Here is a 15,293-nt window from a genome sequence, read left to right on the forward strand (position 1 = left end):
CAACCAAAGACGCATTTTAAGTCGTTTTGATTAAACAGCGCTCGTTTATTTAAGTTTTATTGGTTTTTAATGATGTAAATGTGCGATGAATACTCATTTGTCTTCTTTCCGTTTAAATTTGACTTCCATCCAACAAAAAATGCTCTGATGAAATTCATCTTTCCTGATTTGTATTTTTCAGAAAGCAAACTCACATAATAACTGTCAAATTTCATGGGTAACACTTCCACCAATTTCATTTCTTTTTCGCCAAATAATTTTTCAATCGCTGTTTTTGAAAAATGCCAAATGTGTCTTGGCACATCATAAGCGGCCCAATGTCTGCCATAAAAATTAGCATCAAAAGATTTAAAATTTGGAACTGCGATCACAATTGTTCCGGTTGGTTTGATTAATCTTTTCAACTCCGTTATATATTCATCCAAATTCGGAACATGTTCTAAAACGTGCCACATGGTGATTATGTCAAATGAGTTGCTTTCTAAAGCTGATAAACTTTCAGCAAAAGTTACTCCTTTATTTATCGCAATTCCTTTTGCTTTTGCGCTAGGTTCAATTCCGGTAATTTGCCAACCGTCATTTTTGGCTACCACTAAAAAATCTCCGGTTCCGGCACCAATGTCTAAAATTTTTCCTTTTGGTGATTGTGCATTAATTAATTTCAGTTTGTTTTTAAGTGCAATACTTTTGATAAAATGATAAGCTCTTTCAAACAAAGATCGTTTTCCGTCAGTATGCGAAATGTAGTCATCGCTCTCGTAATAACTTGGTAATTTTTCTAGACTTGGCTTTGGGAAAGTGATTAAGATATCATATTCGGGATTGTGGTGCAATTCGAAAATTTCTTTGGAAACCGAATAATCTTTTACTTTTTGAAAAAAAATATTGTTTTGAAAACCCATAAATTCTTTATTGATAAGGCTTGGCAAGCTTAGTTTCACGTGGAACGTTTAAACTATCTTCCCATATAAATTAATAAAACCGAAATATCGGCTGGTGAAACACCGCTGATTCTGGAAGCTTGCGAAATGGTCACCGGACGAATTTTGCTTAGCTTTTGCTTAGCTTCAATCGACATTGATTTGATTTTGTTGTAATCGAAATTCTCAGGGATTTTTATATCTTCTAAACGGATAAGCTTTTCGGCATTGTTTCTTTCTTTTTCGATATAACCTGAATATTTCACATGAATCTCTGCTTGCTCGATTATCTCTTTATCCAAATCATTTTCTTGAATGTACTTTTGAACTTTTTCGAATTTTAAAATGTCTTCTAATTCAATTTGCGGTCGAGAAAACACTTTAAACATTTTATCCGATTGATTCATAGGAGCACTTTCCTTTAAGACTAAAATTGGATTTGCTTCTTCTTGCGTAACACTTGTTTCTTTGAAAAAATTGACCATTTTTTCACTTTCGTTGAATTTATGTTCCATTCTTCTCATTCTCTTTTCAGAAGCCAAACCAATTTCAAAAGACTTTGGCGTTAATCTGAAATCTGCATTGTCTTGACGCAAAAGCGTTCTGTATTCAGCTCGTGAAGTAAACATGCGATAAGGTTCTTCGGTTCCTTTGGTAATCAAATCATCTATTAGAACACCAATATAAGCTTCATCACGACGAAGAATCATAGGTTCCATTTCTTTCACTTTTAAAGCAGCATTCATACCAGCCATCATTCCTTGAGAAGCAGCTTCTTCGTATCCAGTTGTTCCATTAATTTGTCCGGCAAAATACAAACCTTCAACGAGCTTCGTTTCTAAGGTATGTTTCAACTGTGTCGGCGGAAAATAATCGTATTCGATGGCGTAACCCGGGCGGAAAAACTTAACCTTATCGAATCCTTCAACGGAACGTAAAGCTTTGAATTGAATATCTTCCGGTAAGGAAGTCGAAAACCCATTTACATAAACTTCAACGGTATTCCAGCCTTCCGGTTCAACGAAAAGTTGGTGTCTTTCTTTATCTGCAAAACGGTTGATTTTATCCTCAATCGACGGACAATATCTCGGTCCGATACTTTTGATTCTTCCATTAAACATTGGTGAACGATCAAAACCTTCGCGCAAAATATTATGCACTTCATTTGAAGTATAAGTCATGTGACACAATTTTTGGTGTGTCAATGGCTTCGTTTCATCAGAATAAGAAAACTTATCCGGTATTAAATCACCGGGTTCCTCACGCATTTTAGAATAATCTAAAGAACGTCCGTCAACTCTTGGCGGTGTTCCTGTTTTCATTCTGCCTGATTCGAAACCAACTTTAATTAAGCCCTCGGTAATTCCATAAGCGGCACTTTCGCCAGCTCTTCCTCCACCAAATTGTTTATCGCCAATATGAATCAATCCATTTAAGAAAGTTCCGTTAGTTAAGACCACTGTTTTAGCTTTGATCTCAATCCCTAACGAAGTAACGATTCCTTCAATTTTATTATTCTTAATCAAAAGTCCTTTGACCATTTCCTGATAGAAATCAAGATTTGCTGTTCGCTCTAACATCAATCGCCACTCTTCAGCGAAACGCATTCTGTCACTTTGAACTCTTGGCGACCACATGGCAGGGCCTTTTGATTTGTTCAACATCTTAAACTGAACAGCAGTCTTATCCGAAATGATTCCCGAATAACCGCCTAAAGCATCAATCTCACGAACAATCTGTCCTTTGGCGATACCGCCCATCGCAGGATTACATGACATTTGTGCAATATTTTGCAAACTCATCGTTACCAATAAAGTTTTACAGCCCAAATTGGCCGATGCGGCGGCTGCTTCACAACCTGCGTGTCCTGCACCCACTACTATGGTATCGTATTTTTCTAAAAACATTTTAATTTTGTTTCACGTGGAACATCTTCATTTTCTCTTCTTCCTTTTCACGCATTAATTTTTCGTCGGCTCCCGACTTATCTTTGTAACCGCAATAATGCAAAACACCGTGAACCATTACACGTTTTAATTCCTCTTCAAAAGAAACGTTGAAATCTTGTGCGTTTTCGCGGACTCTTTCAATAGAAATAAAAATATCCCCGTGTAGTTCGTTTCCTATAGAATAATCAAAGCTGATAATGTCGGTTAACGTGTCATGATCTAAATATTGCTGGTTTATTTCCAACAAATAATCATCGTCACAGAAGATGTAGTTGATTTCACCTTCGTTCTTTATTTCGGAGCTAATGACTTTGGAAAGCCAATCGGCATAATTCGTTTCGTTGTCTAAATTGAAATCTGACTCGTAATTAAAACTAATCATTTTTTATAAAGTATTCTTGAACCTTTTGATTAAAATTGGAGCGCAAAGGTAAGCTTTGTCTATTTAAAATTTCAATACTATTCAAATATTCTTGAAGCTTACTAGGAAGTGCATTAGCCTGATTGCTAAATTCTTTCTTATTAGTTTCTGATTGGCGCTTTTTATCTTCGCCTTGTTGTTGTAATGCCTTTTCTAATTTCAGCAATTCATACTTCACATTGAGAATCTTTTGAAGCGTTTCGTTATTGAAGCCTTTGTTTAATAATTGCTTTTCGATTTGCTTCATTTGATCCAAAGTGTTTTGACCGTTTCCGCCAACACCTTGCTTCTTCAATTCTTTCTCTAAAGCTTCGCGCAGTTGTTGTTGTTCTTTGTATATTTCCATAATAGCTTTGGCATCACCTTCACCGTCTTGACCTTGTTCTCCGCCCTTTTCATTTCCTTTGCCTTGACCCGTTTTTCCGCCTTGTTGTCCTTGCCCATCTTTACCTCCTTGTTGACCTTCTCCGGGTTTCTCACCTTCTTTACCTTCTTGTCCATCTCCAGGTTTTTCCCCTTTTTTCATTCCCTTTTTCATCTTTTCACCCAATCCGTCTTGCTTCTTAATAATATCCGGCAATTGCATTCCGGCACCTTGTCCTTTTCCTGGTTTTGGCTTTCCTTGTCCTTGCCCTTCCATTTGCATCTGCATTTGCATACCGTTGAGTATATCACTCAACATATCGGCTAACTTATTCGAAGACGAAACAGCATACTGTTGGTGAGAATTTCCCTTTGGAACATTAGCTTCAGCCAAATTCTCCAAAGCTTTATCCACATTGTACTGAACATTACCTATTTCTTTAGTTACTTCTTCGGCAATTTTAGGATTACGCAATGACATAGCAAACAAACTGTCATCAACATGTTTGAATTGTTGTTTCAAATCTTGTTGAATTTTAAGGTTCTTATTGAATGACGGCGCGCCACGTTTCAAATTTTTAAACTGTTTCATCACCTCTTCCTGAGAGAAAGAATATGCTAAAAGATTGTCTAAGATTTGTCGAAGCATAGCAACATCTTCTTCCATTTGTTCCATGTCTCCCGATTGCATTTGTTCCACCATTTGCTGGCTCATTTGCTTCATTTTTTTGGAAGCGCTTTTTTGCTTTGGCTTTGCCTTATCTTTTTGTTGTTTTTGCAATTGGTCTTTGGCGTTCTTTAAATCTTCGTCTATACTTTTCTCCTTTTCATCAGTATTCGGCAAATCCATAGGAGATTTCAATTCCTTATTGTCTTTGTCTAATTCATTCAGTTCTTCTTGAAGCTTATCAAATTCTTTGTTGATATCGTCTTGCTTTTGTGCATTATTGTCATCTGTCTTGTCAGCCAATTTATCTTGCTTTTCAGCAAGCTTGTCCAATTTATCAGCAATTTGTTCCGCTTTTTTCTCTACGTAATAACGCTTGGTTAATTCTACCAATTGCTCCAAACTCTTGGTTTGATTTTTACTGGCTTGTTGGAATTTCTCCATCTTCTCAAACAATTCTTCTTTGCTGATTTTATCGTTCAGTTTTTGAAGTTCATCTAAAAGCTTTTTATTTTTTTCTAATTCTTCTTTGGTTTTCTCTAAACGTTCTTGTAACAACTCCTTCTTCTCATCCTTTTTCTCGGCCTTGAATTGCTCCAAATTGTCTTTCATCTTTTCTGAAAACTCTTTCATCAACTCGTCTTGTTGTTTTTGGCGTTGAATAAAATCGTTGACTTTTTGTTGTTCTTTATAATCTAAATTGTCTTTCTCTTTGCCCATTTTTTGCAATTTCTCCATCTCGGATAATTGCTTGTCTTGAGCTTTTAAAGATTTAGCCAATGAATTAATGTTATCATTTTGTTGTTGCAACATTTCGTCCTGCTTCTCAGTTTCAGTCGAAATACGATTACTGAATACAGAAGATTTTGTACTTTTTGAATTGTGAATCGCATCATTATCGAAAATCTCAAAGTAATATTCATACGAAACACCTTCTTCTACCGGAAGATTACTCGGAAAAGAAAACACAAATTGGTCGTATACGTCTTTCTTGACATTTATGTATGCTTTTTTAGTGCTGTTTGGCGTATCCTTTGGATAGTAGACAATTTGCAGTTTTGAAAGTCCGTAATCATCGGAAACTTGTCCTAGAACGTAATTTTTATTCACTTTCAAACTATCCGGAGCATTGTTAACCGTTATAGTTGGAAATTGATCTTTGATTACCGAAATCTGATAATTCAATTTTTCATAATTCTGAACTTTTGCATTTGAGGTCAGAATTTGATAGTCGGTGTTTTGAACAATGTTTTTCGATAATGAAAACTGATTATCTTGTTTGATAAAAGCAAAATGATTGTTGGCATTCACCCAATCCACCTTTTGCGTAGCCATTGTGTTCATTCTCCAAGTAACTCTTGTTCCTTCCGGAATAATGGCGTTTCCGGTTCCTTTAATGACTTCAGATTTTTTATTGAGATAACTCGGAAAGTTTAAAACCATTTCAAAGTTGGCAATTGATGGAACAGTTACGACTTTCAATTCATAATCTTTCGAAGAAACGTCATTGGCTTCAATGTGAAACTCTAAATCTTCTGAAGGTTTCGGAATCACAAACTGGAATTCACCGGATTTGTTACTTTCCATAAAATAGCTTTCCTCACCAATAAAAATCATCGCGTTTTCGGGAAATACTTTACCAATAGTTTTCACTTTTAGTAAAAAGTCTTTGTTTTGTTCTGTTTGCAGATTATCATTTACAACCACAAATTCGAATGGCGCAGGTGGTAAAAACTGTTGTTTAAAATTCACTACACGATTCAAACTTTGGGACAAAATATCTCCTTTGCCTGAAATCAAGAAAAACAAAAAGAACAAAATCGGAATAACTGCCAATGGCAAATACTTCTTATTCTTGCCCAAATTAATGGCGTTTCCAAAAGGAATCGGCTGCAAAGTGTTGGCTTTTTGGTCAATCGAAGCTAATAATAACTCGGATTTATTTTGGTCTTGTGATAATTGTAAAAAGTTGGTCAACTTATCACCTACTTCGTTAAAATGGTTTCCAATGATATTTGAAGCTTGATTGTAATCGATTCCTTTTTGCAATTTGAACAATTTGAAAAGCGGAAATAAAATGAATCTCAACAACAGAAACAATTCCACCAAAATAAAAACCGCAAACAAAATAGTTCTCGCCATTGGTTTGAGCCACAAGAAATATTCCACAAAAAGCGTGAAGATAAAATACAACAAACCTAAGCCAACGAAGAATATCGTTCCGCGCAACAATTCATTGGTATAAAACTTTCGAATAAAGTCTTCTAACTTTTGATAAATAAGGGTTGATTTTTCCACTTTTTAGCCAATCTTTTATATAACCGATAAATGTACAATTTTTGCTGAATAACCAACGTTAAAAATTTGCCAATGAAAAAGTGCTGAAAATGACGCTCCAAACCTTATCAAAAACTTCAACCTTCCGACTTCCAACTTCCAACTTCTGATTATCTTTGCACACACTTCGACAAGCTCAGCGCTAATATGAATAACCATAAATTATAAAAAATGTCAAGACCAGTTAGAGTTCGTTTTGCCCCAAGTCCGACAGGACCTTTACACATTGGTGGTGTTAGAACAGCCTTATTTAATTATTTATTTGCCAAAAAACATAACGGTGTTTTCTATTTGCGAATTGAAGATACCGACCAAAATCGCTTCGTTCCAGGAGCCGAACAATATATCTTTGAAGCTTTAGAATGGTTAGGCATTGCGCCAAGCGAAACCATTGGTAAGAATGAAAAATTCGGTCCATACCGTCAAAGCGAAAGAAAACCTTTGTACAAACAATACGCAGATCAGTTGGTGAATTCGGGTTGGGCTTACTATGCTTTTGACACTGCTGAAGCTTTAGATGCACATAGAAAACAACATGAAGAACAAGGAAAAACCTTTATTTACAATTGGCACAACCGAGAAAAACTGGATACATCTTTAGTCATTTCTACAGCAGAAACTGAAAAAAGAATTGCCAATGGCGAAGCTTATGTGATTCGTTTTAAAACACCGGTAAACGAAACTTTGCATTTGCATGACATCATTCGTGGAGATATTAATTTTGAAACGAATTTGTTAGACGACAAAGTTTTGTTCAAGTCAGATGGCATGCCAACTTACCATTTAGCCAATATTGTAGATGATCATTTGATGGAAACCTCACATGTAATCCGTGGTGAAGAATGGTTGCCCTCGATGCCTTTACACAGTTTGTTATACAAAGCTTTTGGTTGGGAAGCACCTGAATTTGCGCATTTACCATTAATTCTAAAACCTATCGGCAATGGAAAATTATCCAAACGCGATGGTGATAAAATGGGATTTCCTGTATTTCCATTAGAATGGAAAAGCGAAGAAGGTCTTTCATCAGGTTACCGAGAAAAAGGATTTTTCCCGGAAGCCGTGGTTAACTTTTTGGCTTTATTAGGCTGGAATGACGGAACAGAACAGGAAATATTTTCTTTAGAAGAATTAGCAGAGAAATTTGATTTGAATCGGGTTCATAAAGCCGGAGCTAAATTTGACCCGGATAAAAACAAATGGTTCAACCACCAATATTTGCAAAAACAAAGTGATGAAAGTTTGGCGAAAGCCTTTGCTCCTATTTTAGCTGAAAAAGGCATCTCGACTGCGCTCAATATGACAAAAGTAGTTTCACTGATAAAAGAACGTGCGAATTTTGTTTCAGAGTTTTGGGATTTAGCGGATTATTTCTTTGTGGCGCCAACGTCTTATGATGAAAAAGCAGCTAAAAACTGGAAAGAAGAAACACCTGATTTTATCAAACAATTGATTGCTGTTTTAAATACTATTGAAGATTTCACTTCGGTAAATATTGAAACCATTGTCAAAGATTGGATGACACAAAAAGAAATCGGAATGGGGAAAGTCATGCAACCGTTTCGTTTGAGTTTGGTTGGTGCCTTGAAAGGCCCGCATCTTTTTGACATAGTCGAATTGATTGGTAAAGAAGAAACCATTAAGCGATTAGAGAAAGCGATTGCAACTTTATAAAAAGGAAAAGTCCCGAGTTATTCGGGACTTTTTTATTAGAAGTAAAATATAATGTTTCCGTTTAAAACCGATGCGTTTCCTTTAAAATCGCCATCCATTTTCCCGAGCATATTATTGATTCCGTATTGATAAGTAACATTTAGTCTAACGTTTCTAACGCCGGCAGTTACACCAACTACGGGATAAATTGTAAAATTACTGATGTCGGTTAAGTCTTTGGCCATAACAGTTGGATTTCCTTTGACAATATAGTCTTCATCGGTTTCTTCTATGGTCAATTTGCCATTGACTTGAACCATTGGCCCAAACTCAACACTCAAATGGTTTTCGATAAACTTATAGCTTAATTGAAAAGTTATATTGGCACAAGATAGCTTATAGTTGGTTTCTCTTTCATTCATGAGTTGGTTTAAAGTCGCCACTTTGAAATTGTACTCGCTAAACTGCAATCCGTAAATTGCATCCCAATCGTTAAAGGCATTTCCTCTCATGGAAAGTCCAATGTTCCAACCATCGCCTGGTTTGGTTTCGAAATCTGAAGTTTTTAAATTGAATTGATTTAATCCTAAAGTTATTCCAATCATATTGGAATCTCTGTAGCCATATTGTGCGTTCGCAATTGTTGTAACAAACAACAAAAGGACGATAAGATTTTTGTTCATGAAATGAGGATAGTTAATTTGTAACAAACATACATATATTTCGTATAAACACTGTATTAACAATTTAAATAATCAAAAATGGATATTTTTTTAATTGCCTTTCTGGTCTTCGGCCTTTTTGTGTTGTTCTCTTCTTTTTTTACTGTCAAGCAACAAACCGCTGTAATTGTGGAACGTTTTGGGAAATTTTTAAGTATCCGACAATCCGGACTTCATTTAAAAATTCCTTTAATCGACAGAATTGCAGGTCGTGTGAATTTGAAAATTCAACAATTGGATGTGATTATTGAAACCAAAACCAAGGACAACGTGTTTGTTAAATTGAAAGTTTCTGTACAGTTTATGGTCGTTAAAGATACCGTTTACGATGCCTTTTATAAATTAGAATATCCGCATGATCAAATCACTTCTTATGTATTTGACGTAGTTCGTGCCGAAGTACCAAAATTGATTTTGGATGATGTTTTCGAAAGAAAAGATGATATCGCGATCGCTGTGAAAAGAGAATTGAACGAAGCCATGACTACTTATGGTTACACAATCATCAATACTTTGGTTACCGATATTGATCCGGATATTCAAGTAAAAAATGCGATGAATAGAATTAACGCAGCCGATAGAGAAAAAACGGTAGCTGAATTTGAAGCCGAAGCCTCGAGAATCAGAATTGTAGCCAAAGCCAAAGCAGAAGCCGAAAGCAAACGCTTACAAGGACAAGGTATCGCCGACCAAAGAAGGGAAATTGCCAAAGGTTTGGTAGAAAGTGTTGATGTTTTAAATAAAGTGGGCATCAATTCACAAGAAGCTTCTGCTTTGATTGTCGTGACACAACATTATGATACTTTACAAGCGATTGGTGCTGATACCAATTCGAACTTGATTTTGTTACCTAATTCACCACAAGCCGGAAGCGATATGTTGAACAACATGGTCGCTAGTTTTACGGCAAGTAATTTGGTTGGAGAATCAATGAAAACCGGAATGAGAAAAGTGGAACCTAAAAAAGGTAAAAACCAACCGAACGATTATGATTCGAATGAAGAAAGTTCTGAAACGGAATCTTAATCAAAATAATTACACAAAAAAAGAGGCTTAATCGCCTCTTTTTCTATTTATAAACCAACTGACAGCATACGGAATCAACATCTTTAAAATCATTCCGAAAGTGCCTGAAAAGACTTTATTGTAAATAGCATACAAACCTTCTAATGGTTGTGACGGCAATATACTTTCTTTGGTTTTATCGAAACTCAATTTCATTTTCTGATAATAAATTTCTTTTTCCAATTTCAGGATTTCTAAATCGTGCTCAATTTCGGCGTAGGAAGAATATTTTTTTTGTCCCATAATTAGTCGTTAAAAAATATTTCGGAGAATTTTTCTAAGATTGGTCCTTCAACCACTTTGTCTTTTACCAAAAATAAAAGTGCTGCTAAAATCGAATAAATTCCGGCCACCGCTAAAAACCCTAACGGATAACTATCGAACATTTTTCCTAAAGCTAAAGCTCCGGCAATAGAGACAAAAAGTAAAACAATTGTCAGGCAAAGTGCAATCAACATAAACTTTACCATTAAAGTAGTTGACTTCATAGCAACCTTAAAACCCCAAAGTTTATAGTAAGCAATACTGCTTTCCATATAAGCTTTGGCATTTTCCTGAATATTGTCTACGTTTTCTTTTATTTCTTCAAAAGCCATTATTTCTGCAATTTGGCATTTTGTTTTTTAAGCTCGGCTAATTTCTCTTCCAAAAATGAAATCGCTTCTTCGGCTTTATAACTCGATTTCGAAAGTAAGTTGTCAACCGTTTCTTTTAATTCGTCTTTTGAATGTGTAAATTTTTCTTTAGCTTCTTCTTCAAAAGAATTAAACTTCGATTTGGCTTGATCTTTCAAATCATCAAAACTGCCTTTGATTTTTTCTCTCGTTTTCGAACCTTTATCAGGCGCAAACAAAATTCCGATTCCAACTCCAATTGCAGCACCGGCTAAAAGTGCCAAAATGCTATCACCAGTTCTACTAGACATAACTTTGAATTTTTTAATTTTATTAAAGTTACAAAAATTTTACCGAAAAGCTGTTAAGAGGTCGTTAAACAGTCGAAATTCATTTTAAAGCGATATAATCACCGTTCATTTAAATCATCGTAAATAGACATTCCAAAATCTCAAAACTCTAATAAAATCGATTTATGAAAGCCATTTTTTATGGTTTAAAATTATGCTTTTTATAATTACGATAGTTTTTGTTAATAATAGAAAAAGCCAACATTTACGTCAGCTTTCCATTTATAAAATCTATTTTTAAATTTATTCTTTGCTTTCCACTTTTGCCCAAGTATCTCTTAAGCCTACCGTTTTGTTGAAAACCAATTTTTCAGCCTTCGACTCTTTATCAACACAAAAATAACCCAAACGTTGGAACTGAAATTGGTCTAAATTTTTAGCCGTTTGCAAACTTGGTTCAACATAACCGGTAATTACTTCTAAAGAATTTGGGTTAATGAATTCTTTAAAGTCAATTTCTTTATTGCCATCCGGACTTTCGTGCGAAAATAAACGATCGTAAATACGTACTTCTGCTTCTATTGCATGAGTAATAGAAACCCAATGAATCGTACCTTTTACTTTTCTTTGAGAAGCTTCTGTTCCGCTTCCACTACGTGAATCGGTATCATAAGTACAGTGAATTTCAGTAATATTGCCCTCAGTATCTTTGACAACACTTTCGCCTTTAATGATATAAGCATTTTTTAAGCGTACTTCTGTTCCTAATGTCAAACGGAAAAACTTCTTATTGGCTTCTTCTTGAAAATCTTCTCTTTCAATGTATAATTCCTTTGAAAACGGGACTTTTCTATAAGTCATTACTGCTTCTTCCGGATTGTTTTCTGCTTCTAACCATTCTTCTTGACCTTCAGGATAATTGGTAATCACCAATTTCACCGGATTCAAAACCGCCATTACACGATGCGTTGTTTTATTTAATTCTTCGCGAACGCAAAACTCTAAAAGCGATACATCAATCAAATTAGTACGCTTCGCAATTCCGATTGTTTTGGCAAAATTCCGAATCGCCATTGGCGGATAACCTCGACGGCGCATCCCTGAAATCGTGCTCATTCTTGGATCGTCCCAACCAGTAACATGTTTTTCTTCCACTAATTGTAATAGCTTTCTTTTAGAAACTACTGTATGTGAAAGATTTCTACGAGCAAATTCTCTTTGCTTTGGACGAACTTTAGTTGAATCATACACTTGGTCTAAAAACCAATCGTATAATTCTCTGTGAGGTAAAAATTCAAGCGTACAGAATGAGTGGGAAATTTGTTCCAAATAATCACTTTCGCCATGCGCCCAATCGTACATCGGATAAATACACCATTGGTTGCCTGTTCTGTGATGATGCGAATGCAAAATGCGATACATTATTGGGTCGCGCATCAACATATTGTTGTGTGACATGTCTATTTTAGCACGAAGAATATGGGTTCCATTTGGAAATTCTCCGTTTTTCATTCGTTCCAATAGGTCTAAATTCTCTTCAACAGAACGATTTCTGTAAGGAGAATCAGTTCCAGCTTGCGTCGGAGTTCCTTTTTGTTCGGCCATTGCTGAAGAAGATTGACTATCGACATAAGCTTTTCCTTTCTTGATAAATTCAACAGCCCAATCATATAATTGTTGGAAATAATCTGAAGCATAACATTCTGTATCCCATTGATAACCCAACCATTCGATGTCTTTTTTGATGGCGTCAACGTATTCCTGTTCTTCTTTAGCCGGATTGGTATCATCAAATCGCAAATTTACAGGCGACTGATAATCAATTCCTAAACCAAAATTTAAACAAATAGCACTCGCATGTCCAACGTGTAAATAACCATTAGGTTCAGGCGGAAAACGAAAACGCAACTTGTCTTTGGACAAACCGTTTTTCAAATCTTCTTCTATAATTTGTTCGAGGAAATTAAGGGACTTCTCTTCTGTTGACATTATTTTTGTAATTTTAGCAAAGATAAAAATTTAGATGATAGATAAGAGATGAATAGATAATAGAACCTATATTATTTATTTGATACAAACTGATTATTAATTACTGAACACTGAATACTGCTTAATATGGGAACTATTAAACTACAAAACATAAGAACCTTTTCATTTCATGGTTGTTTGGAAGAAGAAGGAAGAATTGGTTCGGATTACCGTGTTGACCTTGAAATCAAAACTGATTTGAGAAAATCTTCGGTGACTGATGAACTAAAAGATACGGTTGATTACGTGCTTTTAAACCGAATTATAGAGGAAGAAATGGCGATTCGTTCAAAATTATTGGAACATGTTGCCCATAGAATCATTACCAGAATCTTTGGAGAAATACCATCTGTTTCTCGAATTTTACTAGGCGTTTCAAAACTAAATCCACCTATTGGCGGTGATGTTGAAGCGGTTACGATTGAAATGGAAGAATATCGTAGTTAAAAGAATTAGAAATTTTAAATTACGAATTCTAAAAATTATCAATTATCAATTGATAATTATCAATTGTTTTATATATTTGCCGTCCAACTGGCATCGTGGCCGAGCGGCTAGGCACCGGTCTGCAAAACCGACTACTCCGGTTCGAACCCGGACGATGCCTCAAAAACCTTCAAGGAAACTTGGAGGTTTTTTTATTGGTAAATTTTTAGAAAAAATTAATTAAAGTTGTGTTCGAACCTGGACAGTGTTTACTAAAAACCTTCAAAGAAACTTGGAGGTTTTTTTATTGGCAAATTTTTAGAAAATTAGTTAAAGATGTGTTCAAACCCTGACAGTGTTTACTATAAACCTTCAAGGAAATTTGGAACTTTTTAATTGGTAAATTTTAATTTTAATTCTCGCCTTCTAATTTTTCAATAGCGGAATTCACCATCTTTTGTTCTTTCGGAAACCAAGCTTGGGATAATAAAACCACTCCACAAATAATCAAAACTATACTAATCATTTTCTTGATTAAAAGAATATTTTTTGGATTTAATTTATTTCTTAATTGCTTGGCTAAAAGAATTTTAAATATGTCGGTTATGAAATAAACAATGATTAATGTTGAGAAAAAAGTAATCATTCTAGAAGCTTTTAACTCTAATTGCGGTCCGATTGTTATTAGGATGGCTAACCAAAAACCCAATACACCAATATTGATAAAATTGAGGAAAAAACCTTTAAAGAAAAGAGAAACATAGTTGGTTTTAGCCAATTCTTTTGGGTCAATTTCATCAATGCTTTTTTTGGATTCTTTTTTGTTTTTTACAAAGGAAATGATTCCGTAAGTAAGCATCACCAATCCACCAAAAATGAACAAAGCCGGATCATTTTTAATACTTTGTATCAATCGGTAACTACTAAAAAATGCGATAAGAATAAATACAATATCGGCAAGAACCACTCCTAAGTCGAAAACTATAGCAGCTCTGAATCCTTTGACTACACTAGTTTCAAGTAATACAAAAAAAACCGGTCCAATCATAAAACTCAGAATGAAACCAAGCGGAATTGCGGATAAAATATCGTTAAGAAAAATCATGCTTTGAATTTTGACAATGCAATTTAGAACTAAATTTTAACAATTTAAAACTATTTTTATTTTGCTTCCTCAATACTTCCGCCAGCTATCACTTTTTGATTGATTTGCTTTGGTTTACCGTAAATAGTGATATCACCACCGGCACGAACTTTAGCTTCCACTAAATCAGTAGCATAAACATTTGCATTTCCTCCAGCATTCGCTGTTATAGTTGTTTGCTTAGTTTTAAAATTTTGAGCGTCATAAATACCACCCGAATTCACTAAAACATCTTGATTATCAGCTTTTCCTTCTAAATTAATAGTAGATCCATTGGCTACTCTAACATTCAATTTTCCAACATCTAAAGTTAATCTGAGAATAGAGCCTTCTTTAGCATTAATTTCAAAAGCAGTGGATTCAATTTTGTCGCCACATGCAATTCTTGACCCTTCATTTGCCTCTACTGCGGTAAGATTATTGAAATAAACTGTTACAGAAATATTATCTCCGGCAAGTAATTTAGTTAAAGGCATTCTAATCTTTAATTCTCCGTTTTTATTAACTAATTCTACTTCGTTTGCTTCTTTACCATCAATAACAACTTTGTTTTCACTACTTTTTATCAGATAAACATCAATTTGATCGAAAGAAGTCACCTTGGTAAAATCACCAACATTTTTTTCAACTTGTCCGAAAGCTATCGAACTGAATACTAATAAACTATAAACTAAATTTTTCATATTTTAAATTT

14 protein-coding genes and 1 tRNA gene are annotated in these 15,293 nt (G+C 34.9%); 4 read left to right on the forward strand and 11 right to left on the reverse strand.

The genetic code is table 11. The features are described from left to right. Nucleotides 1-56 precede the first annotated feature (56 nt). The 4 genes from C8C84_RS03300 to C8C84_RS03315 are packed head-to-tail and all read right to left on the reverse strand — an operon-like array spanning nucleotide 57 to nucleotide 6,618. Nucleotides 57-902, reverse strand: coding sequence for a class I SAM-dependent methyltransferase (locus C8C84_RS03300; RefSeq protein ID WP_121312173.1), 846 nt, complete (start codon nucleotides 900-902; stop codon nucleotides 57-59). Nucleotides 903-955: 53 nt separating this feature from the next. Continuing rightward, nucleotides 956-2,827 carry a tRNA uridine-5-carboxymethylaminomethyl(34) synthesis enzyme MnmG gene (gene mnmG, locus C8C84_RS03305; protein WP_121312174.1) on the reverse strand — a complete coding sequence of 624 codons (1,872 nt, stop codon included), beginning with the start codon at nucleotides 2,825-2,827 and terminating at the stop codon, nucleotides 956-958. A gap of 1 nt (nucleotide 2,828) precedes the next feature. Continuing rightward, nucleotides 2,829-3,251 (reverse strand): rRNA maturation RNase YbeY, encoded by a 423-nt coding sequence (gene ybeY, locus C8C84_RS03310; RefSeq protein ID WP_121312175.1) that lies wholly within the window; start codon nucleotides 3,249-3,251, stop codon nucleotides 2,829-2,831. After that, nucleotides 3,244-6,618, reverse strand: a complete 3,375-nt coding sequence (locus tag C8C84_RS03315) for a DUF4175 family protein (RefSeq protein WP_121312176.1) — start codon at nucleotides 6,616-6,618, stop codon at nucleotides 3,244-3,246. Before C8C84_RS03315 ends, ybeY begins: the two co-directional genes overlap by 8 nt. Nucleotides 6,619-6,828: 210 nt before the next feature. Here C8C84_RS03315 and gltX point away from each other — a divergent pair, with 210 nt between their 5' ends. Beyond that, on the forward strand, nucleotides 6,829-8,331 hold the full coding sequence (gene gltX / locus C8C84_RS03320) for a glutamate--tRNA ligase (protein WP_121312177.1): 1,503 nt from the start codon (nucleotides 6,829-6,831) through the stop codon (nucleotides 8,329-8,331). A gap of 35 nt (nucleotides 8,332-8,366) precedes the next feature. Here the strand turns inward: gltX and C8C84_RS03325 are convergent, their stop codons facing one another. Next, nucleotides 8,367-8,993 carry a PorT family protein gene (locus C8C84_RS03325; protein ID WP_121312178.1) on the reverse strand — a complete coding sequence of 209 codons (627 nt, stop codon included), beginning with the start codon at nucleotides 8,991-8,993 and terminating at the stop codon, nucleotides 8,367-8,369. A gap of 78 nt (nucleotides 8,994-9,071) precedes the next feature. On the opposite strand from C8C84_RS03325, the gene C8C84_RS03330 reads away from it, so the two are divergent. Further along, entirely contained in the window at nucleotides 9,072-10,058 is a 987-nt protein-coding gene (locus C8C84_RS03330) for an SPFH domain-containing protein (protein ID WP_121312179.1), read from the forward strand. A 27-nt stretch (nucleotides 10,059-10,085) separates the two neighbouring features. Here the strand turns inward: C8C84_RS03330 and C8C84_RS03335 are convergent, their stop codons facing one another. From C8C84_RS03335 to C8C84_RS03350, 4 genes are all read right to left on the reverse strand, one after another. Then, complete coding sequence (locus C8C84_RS03335; RefSeq protein WP_121312180.1) at nucleotides 10,086-10,340, reverse strand: DUF6327 family protein; 255 nt, start codon at nucleotides 10,338-10,340, stop codon at nucleotides 10,086-10,088. 2 nt (nucleotides 10,341-10,342) lie between these two features. Continuing rightward, the gene (locus C8C84_RS03340; protein WP_121312181.1) at nucleotides 10,343-10,693 is read right to left on the reverse strand and encodes a competence protein; all 351 of its coding nucleotides are present in this window, start codon (nucleotides 10,691-10,693) and stop codon (nucleotides 10,343-10,345) included. Next, nucleotides 10,693-11,022 carry a YtxH domain-containing protein gene (locus C8C84_RS03345; RefSeq protein WP_121312182.1) on the reverse strand — a complete coding sequence of 110 codons (330 nt, stop codon included), beginning with the start codon at nucleotides 11,020-11,022 and terminating at the stop codon, nucleotides 10,693-10,695. Before C8C84_RS03345 ends, C8C84_RS03340 begins: the two co-directional genes overlap by 1 nt. Before the next feature lie 282 nt (nucleotides 11,023-11,304). Continuing rightward, nucleotides 11,305-12,990, reverse strand: coding sequence for a glutamine--tRNA ligase/YqeY domain fusion protein (locus C8C84_RS03350; RefSeq protein WP_121312183.1), 1,686 nt, complete (start codon nucleotides 12,988-12,990; stop codon nucleotides 11,305-11,307). Between the two features lie 126 nt (nucleotides 12,991-13,116). Here C8C84_RS03350 and folB point away from each other — a divergent pair, with 126 nt between their 5' ends. Beyond that, nucleotides 13,117-13,476 (forward strand): dihydroneopterin aldolase, encoded by a 360-nt coding sequence (gene folB, locus C8C84_RS03355; RefSeq protein WP_121312184.1) that lies wholly within the window; start codon nucleotides 13,117-13,119, stop codon nucleotides 13,474-13,476. A gap of 89 nt (nucleotides 13,477-13,565) precedes the next feature. Then, nucleotides 13,566-13,636: transfer RNA gene (locus tag C8C84_RS03360), tRNA-Cys, on the forward strand. A gap of 231 nt (nucleotides 13,637-13,867) precedes the next feature. Here C8C84_RS03360 and C8C84_RS03365 read toward each other — a convergent pair. Further along, entirely contained in the window at nucleotides 13,868-14,560 is a 693-nt protein-coding gene (locus tag C8C84_RS03365) for a LysE family translocator (RefSeq protein ID WP_121312185.1), read from the reverse strand. Nucleotides 14,561-14,616: 56 nt separating this feature from the next. Next, nucleotides 14,617-15,282, reverse strand: coding sequence for a head GIN domain-containing protein (locus tag C8C84_RS03370; protein ID WP_121312186.1), 666 nt, complete (start codon nucleotides 15,280-15,282; stop codon nucleotides 14,617-14,619). Between the last annotated feature and the right edge of the window lie 11 nt (nucleotides 15,283-15,293).

It is taken from the genome of Flavobacterium sp. 102 (assembly GCF_003634615.1).
Classification (GTDB): Bacteria; Bacteroidota; Bacteroidia; order Flavobacteriales; family Flavobacteriaceae; genus Flavobacterium.